The organism is Micromonospora sp. RB23, assembly GCF_053585025.1.
Genome location: NZ_CM132111.1, coordinates 1,909,188 through 1,923,394 on the forward strand (window position 1 = coordinate 1,909,188; position 14,207 = coordinate 1,923,394).

14 protein-coding genes are annotated in these 14,207 nt (G+C 71.4%); 4 read left to right on the plus strand and 10 right to left on the minus strand.

Going from position 1 to position 14,207, the window contains the following annotated elements; all coding sequences use genetic code 11:
- Positions 1-8: 8 nt before the first annotated feature.
- Together ACTFTM_RS08835 and ACTFTM_RS08840 are read left to right on the plus strand one after the other, a co-directional pair.
- On the plus strand, positions 9-1,190 hold the full coding sequence (locus tag ACTFTM_RS08835) for an acetoin utilization protein AcuC (RefSeq protein ID WP_449565330.1): 1,182 nt from the start codon (positions 9-11) through the stop codon (positions 1,188-1,190).
- A 16-nt stretch (positions 1,191-1,206) separates the two neighbouring features.
- Positions 1,207-3,762, plus strand: coding sequence for a bifunctional acetate--CoA ligase family protein/GNAT family N-acetyltransferase (locus tag ACTFTM_RS08840; protein WP_449565331.1), 2,556 nt, complete (start codon positions 1,207-1,209; stop codon positions 3,760-3,762).
- Between the two features lie 36 nt (positions 3,763-3,798).
- On the opposite strand, the gene ACTFTM_RS08845 is transcribed toward ACTFTM_RS08840, so the two are convergent.
- The 6 genes from ACTFTM_RS08845 to ACTFTM_RS08870 form a co-directional block, all read right to left on the minus strand.
- Positions 3,799-4,206 (minus strand): VOC family protein, encoded by a 408-nt coding sequence (locus tag ACTFTM_RS08845; protein ID WP_449565332.1) that lies wholly within the window; start codon positions 4,204-4,206, stop codon positions 3,799-3,801.
- A gap of 91 nt (positions 4,207-4,297) precedes the next feature.
- Positions 4,298-5,302 carry an RNA polymerase sigma factor SigB gene (sigB, locus tag ACTFTM_RS08850; RefSeq protein WP_449565333.1) on the minus strand — a complete coding sequence of 335 codons (1,005 nt, stop codon included), beginning with the start codon at positions 5,300-5,302 and terminating at the stop codon, positions 4,298-4,300.
- Between the two features lie 296 nt (positions 5,303-5,598).
- Positions 5,599-6,021 carry a D-aminoacyl-tRNA deacylase gene (gene dtd / locus ACTFTM_RS08855; RefSeq protein ID WP_449565334.1) on the minus strand — a complete coding sequence of 141 codons (423 nt, stop codon included), beginning with the start codon at positions 6,019-6,021 and terminating at the stop codon, positions 5,599-5,601.
- 85 nt (positions 6,022-6,106) lie between these two features.
- Entirely contained in the window at positions 6,107-7,591 is a 1,485-nt protein-coding gene (locus ACTFTM_RS08860; RefSeq protein ID WP_449565335.1) for a DUF7782 domain-containing protein, read from the minus strand.
- A 56-nt stretch (positions 7,592-7,647) separates the two neighbouring features.
- Positions 7,648-8,823, minus strand: a complete 1,176-nt coding sequence (locus ACTFTM_RS08865) for a type II toxin-antitoxin system HipA family toxin (RefSeq protein ID WP_449565336.1) — start codon at positions 8,821-8,823, stop codon at positions 7,648-7,650.
- Positions 8,824-8,848: 25 nt separating this feature from the next.
- Positions 8,849-10,429, minus strand: coding sequence for a DUF262 domain-containing protein (locus ACTFTM_RS08870; protein WP_449565337.1), 1,581 nt, complete (start codon positions 10,427-10,429; stop codon positions 8,849-8,851).
- A gap of 184 nt (positions 10,430-10,613) precedes the next feature.
- Here ACTFTM_RS08870 and ACTFTM_RS08875 point away from each other — a divergent pair, with 184 nt between their 5' ends.
- On the plus strand, positions 10,614-11,189 hold the full coding sequence (locus ACTFTM_RS08875; protein ID WP_449565338.1) for an HhH-GPD-type base excision DNA repair protein: 576 nt from the start codon (positions 10,614-10,616) through the stop codon (positions 11,187-11,189).
- A gap of 3 nt (positions 11,190-11,192) precedes the next feature.
- Here the strand turns inward: ACTFTM_RS08875 and ACTFTM_RS08880 are convergent, their stop codons facing one another.
- Positions 11,193-11,522, minus strand: a complete 330-nt coding sequence (locus ACTFTM_RS08880) for a hypothetical protein (protein WP_449565339.1) — start codon at positions 11,520-11,522, stop codon at positions 11,193-11,195.
- Complete coding sequence (locus tag ACTFTM_RS08885; protein WP_124771959.1) at positions 11,519-11,806, minus strand: hypothetical protein; 288 nt, start codon at positions 11,804-11,806, stop codon at positions 11,519-11,521. The genes ACTFTM_RS08880 and ACTFTM_RS08885 overlap by 4 nt, the downstream gene beginning before the upstream one ends.
- A 104-nt stretch (positions 11,807-11,910) precedes the next feature.
- On the opposite strand from ACTFTM_RS08885, the gene ACTFTM_RS08890 reads away from it, so the two are divergent.
- Positions 11,911-12,270 (plus strand): DUF3099 domain-containing protein, encoded by a 360-nt coding sequence (locus tag ACTFTM_RS08890; protein ID WP_449565340.1) that lies wholly within the window; start codon positions 11,911-11,913, stop codon positions 12,268-12,270.
- A gap of 29 nt (positions 12,271-12,299) precedes the next feature.
- Here the strand turns inward: ACTFTM_RS08890 and ACTFTM_RS08895 are convergent, their stop codons facing one another.
- Positions 12,300-13,202, minus strand: coding sequence for a carbohydrate kinase family protein (locus ACTFTM_RS08895; RefSeq protein WP_449565341.1), 903 nt, complete (start codon positions 13,200-13,202; stop codon positions 12,300-12,302).
- Entirely contained in the window at positions 13,199-14,134 is a 936-nt protein-coding gene (locus ACTFTM_RS08900) for a pseudouridine-5'-phosphate glycosidase (protein ID WP_449565342.1), read from the minus strand. Before ACTFTM_RS08900 ends, ACTFTM_RS08895 begins: the two co-directional genes overlap by 4 nt.
- Between the last annotated feature and the right edge of the window lie 73 nt (positions 14,135-14,207).

Consider the following 14,207-nt stretch of genomic DNA (forward strand, 5'->3'; position numbering starts at 1 on the left):
ATGGGCTCATGTCCGACGACACGGTGGTGGTGTGGGACCCCTCGCTGCTCGCCTACAACCTGGGTGACCATCCGCTCGACCCGGTCCGGGTGGAGCTGACCATCGCGCTCGCCCAGGAGCTGGGCGTCCTGGTCCGTCCCGGCGTGCGCGTGGTCAAGCCGGAGCCTGCCGACGACGCTCTGCTGACCCGCGTGCACCACCCGGCCTACCTGGCCGCCGTACGGGCCGCGCCTCGTGATCCGCTGTTCGCCGGGTACGGGCTGGGCACCTCCGACAACCCGGTCTTTGAGGGGATGCACGAGTCCAGCGCGCTGATCGCCGGCGCGACGGTGGCCGCGGCCGAGGCGGTCTGGCGGGGGGACGCCCGGCGGGCCGTCAACGTGGCCGGCGGTCTGCACCACGCGATGCCGGCCCGGGCGTCCGGCTTCTGCGTCTACAACGACCCGGCGGTGGCTATCGCCCGGCTGCTCGACCTGGGGGCAGAGCGGATCGCGTACGTCGACGTGGACGTGCACCACGGCGACGGGGTGCAGGAGATCTTCTGGGACGACCCGCGGGTGCTCACGGTCAGCCTGCACGAGACGCCGCTCGCGCTCTTTCCCGGCACCGGCTTCCCCGACGAGACCGGCGGTCCGGGCGCGCAGGGCAGCGCGGTGAACGTGCCCCTGCCACCGGGCGTCGACGACACCGGCTGGCAGCGGGCGTTCCACGCGATCGTGCCGTCGGTGCTGCGCGCGTTCCGGCCGCAGGTGCTGGTGAGCCAGTGCGGCGCGGACGGGCACCGGCTCGATCCGCTCGCCGATCTCAACCTGACGGTGGACGGGCAGCGCGCCACCTACCTGGCGCTGCGGGCGCTCGCCGACGAGCTGTGCGAGGGGCGCTGGGTGGCCACCGGCGGCGGCGGGTACGCGCTGGTCGAGGCGGTGCCCCGGGCGTGGACGCACCTGCTGGCGGTGGCGACCGGCGATCCGATCGACCCGGCGACGCTCACTCCGCTGCCCTGGCGGGAGCTGGCGGCGGCCCGTCGACCGGGCCGGGAGATCCCGCTGCGGATGACCGACGACGCGGACCCGTCGTACGAGCCGTGGCAGCCGACGGGTGAGCCGAACGCGGTGGACCGGGCCATCGCGGCCACCCGCAAGACCGTGTTCCCGCTCCTCGGGCTCGACCCGTACGACCCGCGGGACTGAGTCGGGCCGTCGTGCGGTGACCAGCGTGGACCAGCCCGTCGACGTGCTGCTCAGCGATGGCAGCACCGTCCAGTTGCGACAGATCGATCCGACCGACGCGCCGGGCATCGTCGCGATGCACAGCCGGTTCTCCGAGCGCACCCGCTACCTGCGGTACTTCTCGCCGTACCCGCGTATCCCGGAACGGGACCTGATCCGTTTCGTCACGGTCGACCACCACGACCGGGAGGCGTTCGTGGTGCTGGCCGCCGACCAGATCGTCGCGGTCGGCCGGTACGAGCGGCTCGGCCCGCAGGCGCCGGAGGCGGAGGTGGCCTTCGTGGTGGAGGACGCCTTCCAGGGCCGGGGCATCGGCTCGGTGCTGATGGAGCACCTGGCCGACGCCGCACGGCGCAACGGCATCATGAGCTTCGTCGCCGAGGTGCTGCCGTCCAACGGGACGATGCTGCGGGTCTTCGCCGACTTCGGTTACCAGGTCCAGCGCGCGTACGCCGACGGCGTGGTGCACCTGAGCTTCCCGATCGCACCGACCGAGGCCACCCTCGAGGTGCAGCGGGGCCGGGAGCACCGCACCGAGGCGCGCTCCATCGCCCGGCTGCTCGCCCCGCGGGGCATCGCCGTCTACGGCGCGAGCGCCACCGGCCAGGGCGTCGGCGCGGCGGTGCTCGGTCACCTGCGCGACGGCGGCTTCACCGGCGCGGTCGTACCGGTGCATCCGAGCGCCTCGACGGTGGCGGGGCTGCCCGCGTACCCCTCGGCTGTCGACGCCGGCGTGCCGGTGGACCTGGCGGTGGTGGCGGTCCCGCCGGAGGCGGCGACCGCGGTGGTCGCCGACGCGGCCGCCGCCGGGGTGCACGGGCTCGTCGTGATCTCGGCCGGCTTCGCCGAGGCCGGCGGCGAGGGCGCGGCCGCGCAGCGGTCGCTGGTCCGCGCGGCGCACGCCGCCGGCATGCGCGTCGTCGGCCCGAACTGCCTGGGCGTGGCCAACACCGAACCGACGGTACGCCTCAACGCCACCCTCGCCCCGGCGCTGCCGCCGGCCGGTCGGGTGGGCATCTTCAGCCAGTCCGGCGTGTTCGGGGTGGCGCTGCTCGCCGAGGCGGACCGGCGTGGCCTCGGCCTGTCCAGCTTCGTGTCGGCCGGCAACCGGGCCGACGTGTCCGGCAACGACCTGTTGCAGTACTGGCAGGACGACCCCGGCACCGACGTGATCATGCTGTACCTGGAGACGTTCGGTAACCCGCGCAAGTTCGCCCGGCTGGCCCGGCGCATCGGTCGGGCCAAACCGGTGGTGGCGCTCGCCTCGCCGGCCCGCCCGACCGGCGTCGGTGACGCCACCGGCCCGGACGAGGTGGCGGTGGCCGCGCTCTTCGCCCAGTCCGGGGTGATCCGGGTGGACACCGTGGCGGAGCTGCTCGACGTGGGGGTGCTGCTGGCCAACCAGCCGCTGCCCACCGGCGGTCGGGTCGGCGTGGTCGGCAACTCGTCGGCGCTGACCGGGCTGGCGGCCCGGGCCTGTGTCGGGCAGGGCCTGACCGTGGTCGACGGCTACCCCCGCGACGTCGGGCCGAGCGCCGGAGCCGCCGAATTCGCCACCGCGCTCGCCGAGACGGCCGGCGACGAGCGGGTGGACGCCCTCGTGGTGGTCTTCGCCCCACCACTGCCCGGTCAACGCACCGATGTGGACGCCGACGTCACCGCCGCGCTGCCAGCGGTCCTCGCCCTGGGCAAACCGACAGTGGCGACGTTCCTGGTCGGCCGGCTGCCCGCCGGGGTGCCCGCGTACGGCGGGGTGGAGGAGGCCGTCCGCGCCCTCGCCCGGGTGCACCGGTACGCACAGTGGCTGGGCCGCCCGCCGGGCGTGACGCCCGAGCTGCCCCGCGTCGACCGGGACGCCGCACAGGCCGCGCTGCGCGCCGACCCCGTCGACGCGGGGGCGCTGCTGGCCGCGTACGGCATCGAGACCGTGCCGTCGACGCCCGTGGACACGGTCGACGCGGCGGCCGAAGCGGCGGCGCGGGTGGGCTTCCCGGTGGCGCTCAAGGCCGCCGATCCCGGGCTGCGGCACCGGCTCGACCTGGGCGCGGTCCGTCTCGACCTGCGCGACGAGGCGAGCGTCCGCCGCGCGTACGCCGAGATGGCCGCCGGCTTCGGCGCGGACGTGTTGGTGCAGCCGATGGTCGCGCCCGGCGTGGCCTGCGTGGTGGAGCTGGTGGAGGATCCGGCGTTCGGGCCGGTGGTCGGCTTCGGCCTCGGCGGCGTCGCCACCGACCTGCTCGGGGACCGGGCGTGGCGAGCGGTGCCGCTCACCGACACCGACGCCGCCGAACTGGTGGACGAGCCTCGCGCGGCGCCGCTGTTGCGGGGGCACCGGGGCGCCGCGCCGGTGGACCGGGCTGCCCTGGCTGACCTGCTGTTACGGGTCGGCCAGCTCGCCGACGAGCAGCCCCGGGTGCGTTCGTTGACCCTCAACCCGGTGCTCGCCCGCCCGGACGGCATCTCGGTCCTGCACGCCCAGGTACGCGTCGGCGGCGTGGCGGCCCGCCCGGACACCGGCCCCCGCCGACTGTGAGGCTTTGTCCTCGCCGCCGCTGAGGGCGCGCGCCGGTCAGGCGCGGCTGGAGATCTGCTGCACGCCCCACGTGTTGCCGTCCGGGTCGGCGAAGAAGACGAAGCCGACATTGTCCAGCGGGTCGGGCACCGGTCGGGGATTGACGCCCATCACCTGGATCTCGCTGACCTGCACCCCCCGCTCGACCAGCTCGGCGTGGGCCCGCTGCAGGTCGGGCACCACCAGTTGCAGGCCCCGGAGCGAGCCCGGCGGCATCTCCGGGACGACACCCTTGCCGATCACGATCGAGCAGCCGGAGCCGGGTGGGGTCAGCTGCACGATCCGCGCGTCGTCGCTGATCACGGTGTCGTGGTCGACGGCGAAGCCGAGCTGGTCGGCGTAGAACCTCTTCGCCCGGTCCACATCCGACACGGGCACGATCACGACTTCCAACGTCCAGTTCACGGGCGCCCTCTCGTCGGGGTGATTCCAGTCAACCATTCCGGCAACGGGGAAGGCCCCGGCGAACCGCCAGGGCCTTCCACACTTCGGGGTGTCAGCAGGCGTACGCCTCCAGGCGTTGCGCCCGCTCCGGCGCCCGCAGCTTCAGCAGGGTCACCTTCTCGATCTGCCGGATGCGCTCGCGGGACAGTCCGAACTCGCGGCCGACCTCGTCCAGGGTGCGCTGCCGACCGTCGTCCAGCCCGAACCGGAGCCGGATGACCGCCTGCTCCCGCTGCGAGAGCGTGGCCAGCACGATGCTCACCTCGTTGCGCAGCTCGCCCTGAGCGGCCCCCTCGCCCGGGTCGGTACGCGGGTCCACCGCGGCCACGAAGTCGCCCAGCGCGCTCTCCCCGTCGTCGCCGACGGCCTGGTCCAGGCTGACCGGCTCCCGGTCGTACGAGATGAGCTCGATGACCTGGAACTCGGGGATCTCCATGGCCCGGGCGACCTCGGCGACGGTGGGTTCGCGGCCCAGCGTCACCGCCAGATCTCGGCGGGCCCGGACCATCCGGTTGACCTGCTCGACCATGTGCACCGGGATACGGATGGTGCGGGCCTGGTCGGCCATGGCGCGGGTGATGGCCTGCCGGATCCACCAGGTGGCGTACGTGGAGAACTTGTAGCCCTTGGCGTAGTCGAACTTCTCGACCGCCCGGATGAGACCGAGGTTGCCCTCCTGGATCAGGTCGAGGAAGGCCATTCCGCGTCCCGTGTAGCGCTTGGCGATGCTGACCACCAGCCGCAGGTTCGCCTCCAGCAGGTGGTCCTTGGCGGCGCGACCCTCGGCGACGATCAGCTCCAGGTCGGTCCGCAGTTCCTCGGAGACCGGAGTGCAGGTGGCGAGCTTCTCCTCGGCGAACAGTCCGGCCTCGACCCGCCGGGCCAGGTCGACCTCCTGCGCGGCCGTCAGCAACTTCGTCCGGCCGATGCCGTTGAGGTACGCCCGGACCAGGTCGGTGGAGATGCCGCGCTCGTCGGTGGCGTCCAGGTCGGTGAGGGCGTCGGTCTCGGTGCTGGTGGCCGGGCGCGTCCGGTGTTCCGTCATCTGCAGGACCATGTCTGTCTCTCCCCGTGTCCACGTCTGTGCCGTGTCTCCGGCCCAGTGGTGCCGGTGTGAAACACAGCTTGGCGGGCGGGACGTGAAACGGGAGTGAGCTGATCGCGGACCCGACAGCAATTCCGCAGGATCATCCCCAACAAGTGTCACCAGACCGCTTGCCCACCCGACCCTGCCCCCGGCCGGGCCCGCCCTGCCCCCGGCCGGGCCCCTGCCCCCGTGATCAAGAGGTTCGCGTCAAGAACGGGGCGGAACTTGACGCGAACCTCTTGATCGACGTCAGAGAGAGGGTGCGGTCACAGGTCCAGGAGGATTGTTCGTGGGCCTATGTTGGTGCTTTCCACGAGCATGTGGGTGCGGAAGCGGCCGGTCTCGACCTTCGCGCCGCGGTCGCGCAGCGCCTCTATCACCGCTGTCACCAGGGGTTCGGCAACCTCGGCGGGGGCCGCTGCCGTCCAACTCGGACGGCGTCCCTTGCGGGCGTCGCCGTAGAGGGTGAACTGGCTGACCACCAGGATCGGCGCCCCGACGTCGGCGGCGGACCGTTCGTCGTCCAGGATCCGCAGCTCGTGCACCTTGCGGGCCATCGTCCGGGCGGTCTCGACGGTGTCGGTGTGCGTCACGCCGAGCAGCACCAGCAGGCCGTCCTCGATCGCGCCGACCACCTCGTCGTCCACCGTCACGCTGGCCCGTCCGACCGTCTGCACCACCGCCCGCATCAGCGCACCCCCGCCGGCATCAGCACCGCCGCCGGAAACGGCACCGGGGTCAGCGCCGCCGGCGGCACCGCTAGGGTCGGCGGCTTCACGCGGTCACCGGCTCGATGAAGCCGCGCTCGACCAGGTGCGCGACGATCGGGCCGGCGGCCTCGGCCATCTCGTCGGGTTCGACGTCGTGGGCCGCCGCGAGCAGGGCGAGCTGGTCGCGCAGCGGCAGCCGGCCGTCCGCCCCGCCGACGAGCGCCAGCACCAACGGGTCGATCTCCTCGGTCCAGCGCAGGCCGTGCGGCATCGCGAGAACCTGCCGGTCGACCGCCCAGCCCTCGTCACCCATGGTGGCCTCCTGGCGGAGCTGGAGACCGTCGGCGGCCCGGTAGCGTTCGGCGAGCAACGCCTCGGTGTCGCGTACCCGCAGGAAGTCCTGTCGGTCGAACCAGGCGCCGATCTGGTCGCCCAGCGGCGGCTGGACCCGCTGGCGCAGGTCCTCCACGCGGACCACCGGATCGGTGTGGCCGCCGCGGCGCAGCGACACGATCCCGAAGCCGATCGCCTCGATCTTGTGCTGGTCGAACCAGTCCAGCCAGACCGCCGCCCGCTGCGGGTCGGCGCCCTCACCGACGTCGGTGAGCCACAGGTCGACGTACGCCATCGGGTCGGCGACCTCGCGCTGGATCACCCAGGCGTCCAGACCGGTGCCGGCGAACCAGCCGGCCACCCGTTCGTCCCACTCCTCGCCGGCGACGTGCACCCAGTTCGCGAGGTACTGCATGGTGCCGCCCTCGGTGAGCAGGTTGGGGGCGGCGGCGGCCAACTCCGCGGCGATGGCGTCACCCACCCGACCCGAGTCGCGGTAGACGTGCGTGGTGGTTCCCGGGCCCACCACGAACGGCGGGTTGCTCACCACCAGGTCGAAGCGACGGCCGGCCACCGGCGCGACCATGTCGCCGCGCAGCAGCTCCCAGTCCTGGCCGTTGAGGGCGGCGTTGGTCGCGGCGAAGCGCAGGGCCCGCTCGGAGAGGTCCGTGGCGGTCACCGTGTCGGCGTGGGTGGCCAGGTGCAGGGCCTGGACGCCGGAGCCGGTGCCCAGGTCCAGCGCGGCACCGACCGGTCGGCGCACGGTCGCCCCGATCAGGGTGTGGGTGGCGCCGCCGATGCCGAGCACGTGTTCGGCGTGCAGGGGGCGACCCGGCCGGGCCGAGGCCGGCACGTCGGCGAGCACCCACCAGTCGTCGCCGTACGGTTCCAGGTCGACGCCGGCGCGCAGGCCCTCGTCGTACCGCTCGACGATCCCGCCGGCCAGCGCCTCGACGAGCCCCAACGGGGCCAGCGCGGCGGCGACGGCGGCCTCCGGCTCGGTCTGGTCGCAGATGAACAGCCGGATCAGCGTGGCGAGCGGATCGCGGTCCTCGGTGGCGCGCAGCGCGGCCCGGTAGTCGTTGCGCGCGACCGAGGCGGTGGCCTGCGGGCCGAGCCGTTCGGCGATTCCGTTGCTGGTGAACCCGGCCCGGGTCAGCGCGGTCCGCAGCGCGTCGACGCCGGCGGGGGAGAGCAGCATGTCGTGTTCGTCCACGTGGCCATCCTGCCCCGCGTCCCGTGCCGGACAATCACCGCCCGTCATCTTCGGGCTCAATTCGAGCCTCGCGCGAGTGGGAGGGAATCGAGGCGGTGGGTGTAATGCTCGGCCAGCGCTGCAAAGCGTCTGGCCGCGTCGGCGCGGATCCCTCCACGCCAGGCGTCGCGAAGCTGCGTGACGGTCTCGGCGAGTAGGTCGGCGGTCATGTCCGCGTCCGCTCCGGCTCGATCGGCCATCCATCGGAAGTCGTCGGCGTTGATGGCAGAGGGAACATTTTCGCCATTCAGGCTCAGTGCCAACGGTTGGTAGCGGTAGTTCTGGTAGACAGTGAGTGAATGGAAGTCGTAGACGGGCGCGAGCGAAGGGGTCCGGCCGTCCGGATAGATCAGTGCCCAGTTCTTCAAATGTGCATCTGTGTTGCCAACGATCACCATGGCCACGAGCCGACGAACGAAATCGCGGTACCCTGTTTCGCCCGTCAGCTCTCGAATGGCCGCAGCGATCGTGTCGTAGGTGACTCCAGAGTCGCTGTACTTGAACTTTGGATGCACGTCCGCAACCTGGGCGAAGTCTTCGACGTGCAGACGCCCGGTCGAGGTCCGGTCGAACCGGCTGATCAAATAGACCAGGTCAGCCGGGTCGACGATGCCATTCGGCAGGCCTGCCACATTCTCGGCCGGCACCAGCTCGACGGCCGGGACTGGGAATCCTGCGGCGGCCAACCAGCGCATCGTCAGGAACTCATTGTCTGGCAGGCTGCGCAAGCTCCGGTCAGGGAGCTTGACTATCCACCAAGCACCTTTGCCGCTGACCGGAATCGCAAGCCGTTTAGCGGAGACGGAGTATTTGAGCTGGACGCCTGCGAGCGAGTGCCGGAGCGGGTGGTCGACTCCGTCGTCGTTGAGTTGCAGGTCGTCTTCTGGTTCCTCGTCCCCGTGCAAGGTCACTGCGCCGGGCAGGTTGCTGCCCACGCGGAGCAGGAGGGTGAAGTCACCAACGTTTCCCCCACCCAGCTCGCGGACGATCTGTCGACGGAGAGCGCCTTCGGGAAGGAGGTTGGCGAACCAGGCCGGTACGCCAACCCGTGCTCGCCGCAGCGATCGTGGATCATCCTCGAATATCTGGCCGAGCACTTGATGGTCATCGCGAGACAGGTCGTCCTGGTAGGCGAATTCCGAGCCGCCCTGGAGATAGCGGAGTTCTCCGACGAGACGGTTGTGCAGTCGCACTTGGGCCACGGTGTGCTTTGGCATGTCAGGCGGCCGAGCGGAGAATGTCAGTCACTGCTCGGCCGTCTCGGGCACCCCACTCTGCCAGATGATCCACGTGGTCGAGGATCGTTTGCTTACAGGCTTCAGCTCGATGTGACAGGAACCCCTGCCAGTCCCGTTGTGCGAGCAGGTGCTGCCCCTGCTCGTCGATGAGATGACTGGACGCGATGGCCGTTGGGGCGGAGGCCATCTGATCCGGGCGTACGGGCTCGGCGCCGGGCAGGACCAGATAGTTGGCGATGGTGCCGGCTAGTGCGAGTTCGCTGTCGGGCAGTAGCGGTCGTAGCAAGAATTTCCCGCTGGTAAGGGAGTTCAGGTCCACGATCTCGCCGTCGGCCGGGTCGCGCGGCTGAGCGGATAGCAGCCCTAGCACATTAACTTTCCCCATCGCGTCGTCGATGTTGATCCGGTTGATGTCGGGCCTGAAATCGAAAACGCGCGGGACGCCGTGTAGCAGAGCCGCTGCAGCGTCCACCGCCTCAGGCACTTTGGCCGCCACCAACTGCTCGCGAAGATCTGACGCCTTGCCGCCGATGCCGGTCACCGCTCCTCGCCATATCCAGCGGCGGAGCAGCCTGGCGGCGCGACCGGCCGGTGCACCGTGCATACGGATGAATCGCATAAGTACCGGCAGTACCTGGGGGTATGGCAGCACCGCTACGTGAGGTATGGCACAGGAGGTCTGAAGGAACGTGATGGCCTCTTGCAATGGACCGGCCACCTCAGTCGGAATTTCGACTGGCTCGTCAACTGACGCCAGGTCCGAGTGAACACCCGGCGCCCCAGCCTCTCCACCGCGCCAGACGACAACACACTGTTCAAGCAGTTGGCTGTCGAGGCTGCCGAAGCCGAGACGCTCCGTTAGGAGACGCAGGCCGGCGATGGTGTCAGGTTCGTCCTCCAACGAGCCCGCCCGAGCCGCGTGAGTGAGCTCCGCGACGGTCAGCTGGCTGCCTCTCGTGTTCAAGCGGGTGAAGATCTCTATGGAAGATTCGTAGTCGGCATCAGGCAGGACATAGGTGGCGATTGGGTACTCCCGGATGGCCTGGCCTGCCTGCTCGGCGAAACTTAGCTGGTGCTCGGAGAGCCTGGCGGGATTGTCCGCCAACCACCGATACAGATCACGATTGTCCAGCAGCAGGTTCACCGGTATCCAGGTATCGGGCACCTGTCGCCTGGCGTCGACCGTGTGAAACTTTCCGCTGTCCAGGTCGAGATGTACCCGGAACCGTGGGTCGATCGCCGACTGCGCTTGAGTGAGTGCGCCGACCAGCGAGACGATCCGTTGCTGACCGTCGAGAACCCATAGCGCCGAGTCGGTTTCGGGGGCCTCTATCGTGAGCGGACCGATAACCAGATGTTGTGCCGGGGCCGGGCGGCGTAACAGGAACAGGCTGCCGATCGGATAGCCGTGCAGCAAGCTGTCGAAGAGCTTCACCACGTCCGTCGCCCGCCAGCGAAAGGGCCGCTGGAACTGCGGAAACCTGATCTTCCCCTGGTTGACCTCGCGGATCAGGTCGATCGGTGTCCGCTGCTCGATGCGGGCTCGCTCAATGCGCGGCACGGGACCCCTCCCTCGGTGACGTTTCGAGGGTATCGGTTGCACAGGATGCGGCGGCGAAGGCGCGAGCGCCGCCGTCCGGTTCGTCCGGTACCGACGAGTGTCGCGATCGGGCGCGGCGTCAGAGACGCGACATCGTCCACGGGTTATATGCGGCAGCGCAGCCAGGTGGTGGCAGCATCAGGACATGACGCTCGTGCTTCCCATCGACCCCGAGGCCAACCGCCTGCTGGAGCGCAGCCCCCTGGCCCTGCTGGTCGGCATGGTCCTTGATCAACAAGTCTCGATGGAGAAGGCGTTCTCCTCGCCGTACGTCCTGGCGCAGCGGCTCGGTCACGACCTGGACGCGGCGGAGTTGGCCGGCTACGACACGGAGGCTCTGGTCGCGCTCTTCGCCACCCCGCCCGCGCTGCACCGGTTCCCGAAGGCGATGGCGACCCGGGTGCAGGAGGTCTGCCGGGTGCTCGTGGAGCGGTACGACGGCGACGCGGCGCTGCTGTGGTCGGACGTCGCCGACGGGCCGGAGCTGCTGCGGCGGGTCGCCGACCTGCCCGGGTTCGGTACGCAGAAGGCGCAGATCTTCGTGGCGCTGCTCGGCAAGCGGTTCGGGGTGACCCCGCAGGACTGGCGGACGGCGGCCGGCGGGTACGGCGACCCCGGCGCGTACCGATCGGTGGCGGACGTCACCGACGCCGACTCGCTGCGCCGGGTGCGGGAGTACAAGCAGCAGATGAAGGCGGCGGCGAAGGCCGGGAAGGGCTGACGCTCAGGCGGCGGTGGGGTGCGCCAGGGAGGCCAGCGCGCGCCGGACGTCGGCCAGCGAGACGGTGGCCGAGTCGTCCAGGTCGGCGAGGCCGGCCTCGATCCACTGCCGCATCAGCGTGGTGACCCCGATGCCCCGGGCGTCGGCGGCGGCGCGGACCCGCTCGTAGGTGTCCAGAGGCAGCCGGACCGACCGGCTCACCATCGGCACGTCGGTGTCGGGTGTCGGCAGGTCCACCGCGGGGCTCTCGTCGATCAGGTCGGCGAGCCGGTCGTCGCCGCTGTGGAACTGCTTCGTCGCGTCGTTGCGGTGCATCGTCACGGCTCCCCTCATCGGCGATCTCTCCGCACGGCCTCGTCGTAGCGCTTGGACTCGACGTCGCTCAGCTCGCGGGCGGAGAGGATGTCCCAGTCGTTGTCGGTGCCATCGGCCTCGGCGAGCAGCACCGCCAGGCGGCGGCCCCGGCGGGCGGCGGCGTAGACCACCATCACGTCGTCGCCCAGGTGGCGGATGACCCGTCGCGCGCTGTGCAGCGCCTCCCAGACTTCCCCGGGCGTGACGTCGTAGACCCGCAGGTTGGCCAACGCCTCGTCGGTGAAGCTGAACCTGCTGCCCACGTCGCGCAGCGTACCACGTGCGTAACACGTACCGGGATGAGTCGATTTTCGCTGATCGCGGCTTCGTGGTGACAGGATGGGGCGTAATCCCCTCGAGGAGGTCCGTGGTGAAGCGTCAGGCGTACGAGCCGATTCTGATCACCGATGCCTCGCGCAGCCAGCACGATCAGCTCACCAGCCGTCAGCGCCGCTATGTCCTCATGATGGGCATCCGGGTGGCCTGCATCGTCGCCGGAGCGATCCTGGTCGGCGCGAAGGCCCCCCTGCTCTGGCTCTGGTTGCCGTTGTGTGCCGTCGGCATGGTGCTCATCCCGTGGCTGGCCGTGCTGCTGGCCAACGACCGGCCGCCCAAGGAGGAGCACCGGCTGGCCAACCGGTTCCACCCCCGGCGGCGGGACGAGGCCCCACCGATGAGCCTCACCGCCGAGGAACGGCCCCACAAGATCATCGACGCCGAGCCCTGACCCGCCCCGCGGGCCAGGGCTCCGACGCCTCAGGCCGGTGGTCGGGCGCCGACGCTGGAGACCGCCAGCGCCCCCAGCTCGGTCGCGCGGTCCAGGGCCGCGGCCGCGGTGGCCCCGCCGAGCCAGGCCGTCAGCAGGCCGGCCGCGAAGGCGTCACCGGCCCCGGTGACGTCCACCACCGCCACCCGCCGGGCCGCCGCCACGCTCACCGTCGCCGTGCGGCCCTCGACCCACACCGCGCCCGCCGCGCCACGTTTGACCACCACCCGCCGGGCCGTCGCCGACAACGCCCGCCCCTGCGCCGCCGGGTCCAGACCGCCGGCCAGCACCGTGGCCTCGTCCGCGTTGACCAGGAGCAGGTCGACATCGCGTACCCAACCCAGAAAGGTCCGCGCGCCGACGCGCCGCAGCGGCCCCGCGGAGGCCGCGTCGACGCTGGTGGTGAGCCCGCGCTCGCGGGCGGCGGCCAACGCCCGCAGCCCTGCTGCGCGCGACGCGTCGTCCAACAGGGTGTACGCGGACAGGTGCAGATGCCCCGCGTCGGGGGCCGCCGCGACGGCCTTCCCGACGTGCTCGGCGGTCAACCGCAGGTTCGCACCCCGCGACGTGACCATGGTCCGCTCGCCGTCGGCGGTCAGCACGACCACCGTGCCGGTGGGGACGCCCGGCACCCGCTCGAGGTCGCAGTCCACGCCCGCGCCGGCCAACTCGGTCATCCGGTCACGCCCCGCGTCGTCGTCGCCGACCGCGCCGACGAGCGTGACGGCGAACCCCTGGGCGGCCACCCAGGCGGCGGTGTTGGCCGCCTGACCGCCGCCGCCGAGGCTGATCGCGGCGTCGGTGTCCGTACCGGCCGCGAGCGGCCCGGTGAGCACCGCGACCACGTCGGTGATCACGTCTCCGACGACGACCACGCGGGTCCCAGGGGTCATGCCGGGACGGCGGAGGTGCGGGCGATCGCGGCGACCGCGATGCGCGCGGCCAGATCGGCGTTGCGCAGGATGATCCGGATGTTCACCGTGAGGCTCGCGCCCTCGGTGGCCGAGTGGAAGTGCGCCAGCAGGTACGGCGTGACGGCCTTGCCGGTCACCCCGTCCCGCTCCAACAGGGCCAGGCCCTCGGCGAGGGTCCGGTCGTGCAGCTCCGGGTCGAGCTGCTCGTCGACCGGCAGCGGGTTGGCGACCAGCAGGGCGCCGGTGTGCACGGCGTGCCCGTCCCGGGCGGCCAGGACGGCGGCGACCTGCTCCGGCGACTCCACCGACCAGTCCAGGTCGAAGCCGGCGTCGGTGAGGTAGAAGCCGGGGAACCGTCGGGTGCGGTAGCCGAGCACGGCGACCCCGAGGGTCTCCAGGCGCTCCAGCGTCGCACCCACGTCGAGGATCGACTTCACACCGGCGCAGACCACCGTGATCGGCGTCTGGGCCAGGGTGACGAGGTCCGCCGACTCGTCGAAGGTGTGCTCCGCCTCCCGGTGCACTCCGCCCAGCCCGCCGGTCGCGAACACCCCGATTCCGGCCGCCGCGGCCACCGCGCTCGTCGCGGCCACGGTGGTGGCCCCGTCCGCGCCGGTCGCCGCCGCCACGGCCAGGTCGCGTACCGAGAGCTTCGTCACACCATCGACGGTGGCCAGTCGGGTCAGCTGCGCGTCGTCCAGACCGACCACCAGTTCGCCGCGGATCATGCCGATCGTGGCCGGCACCGCCCCGGCGTCCCGGACCGCCTGCTCGATCTCCCGCGCCACCCGCAGGTTCTGCGGGCGGGGCAGGCCGTGCGAGACGATGGTGCTCTCCAGTGCGACGACGGGTCGGCCGTCGCGCAGCGCTGCGGCGACCTCGGTGCCGTAGCTGATGCGAAAGTCAGTCACACGGGCACCGTACGGGGTCCGAGCATGACCGGCCTCAAGTGGACCCGGCCGTGATGACCTGCCAAACTTGTCG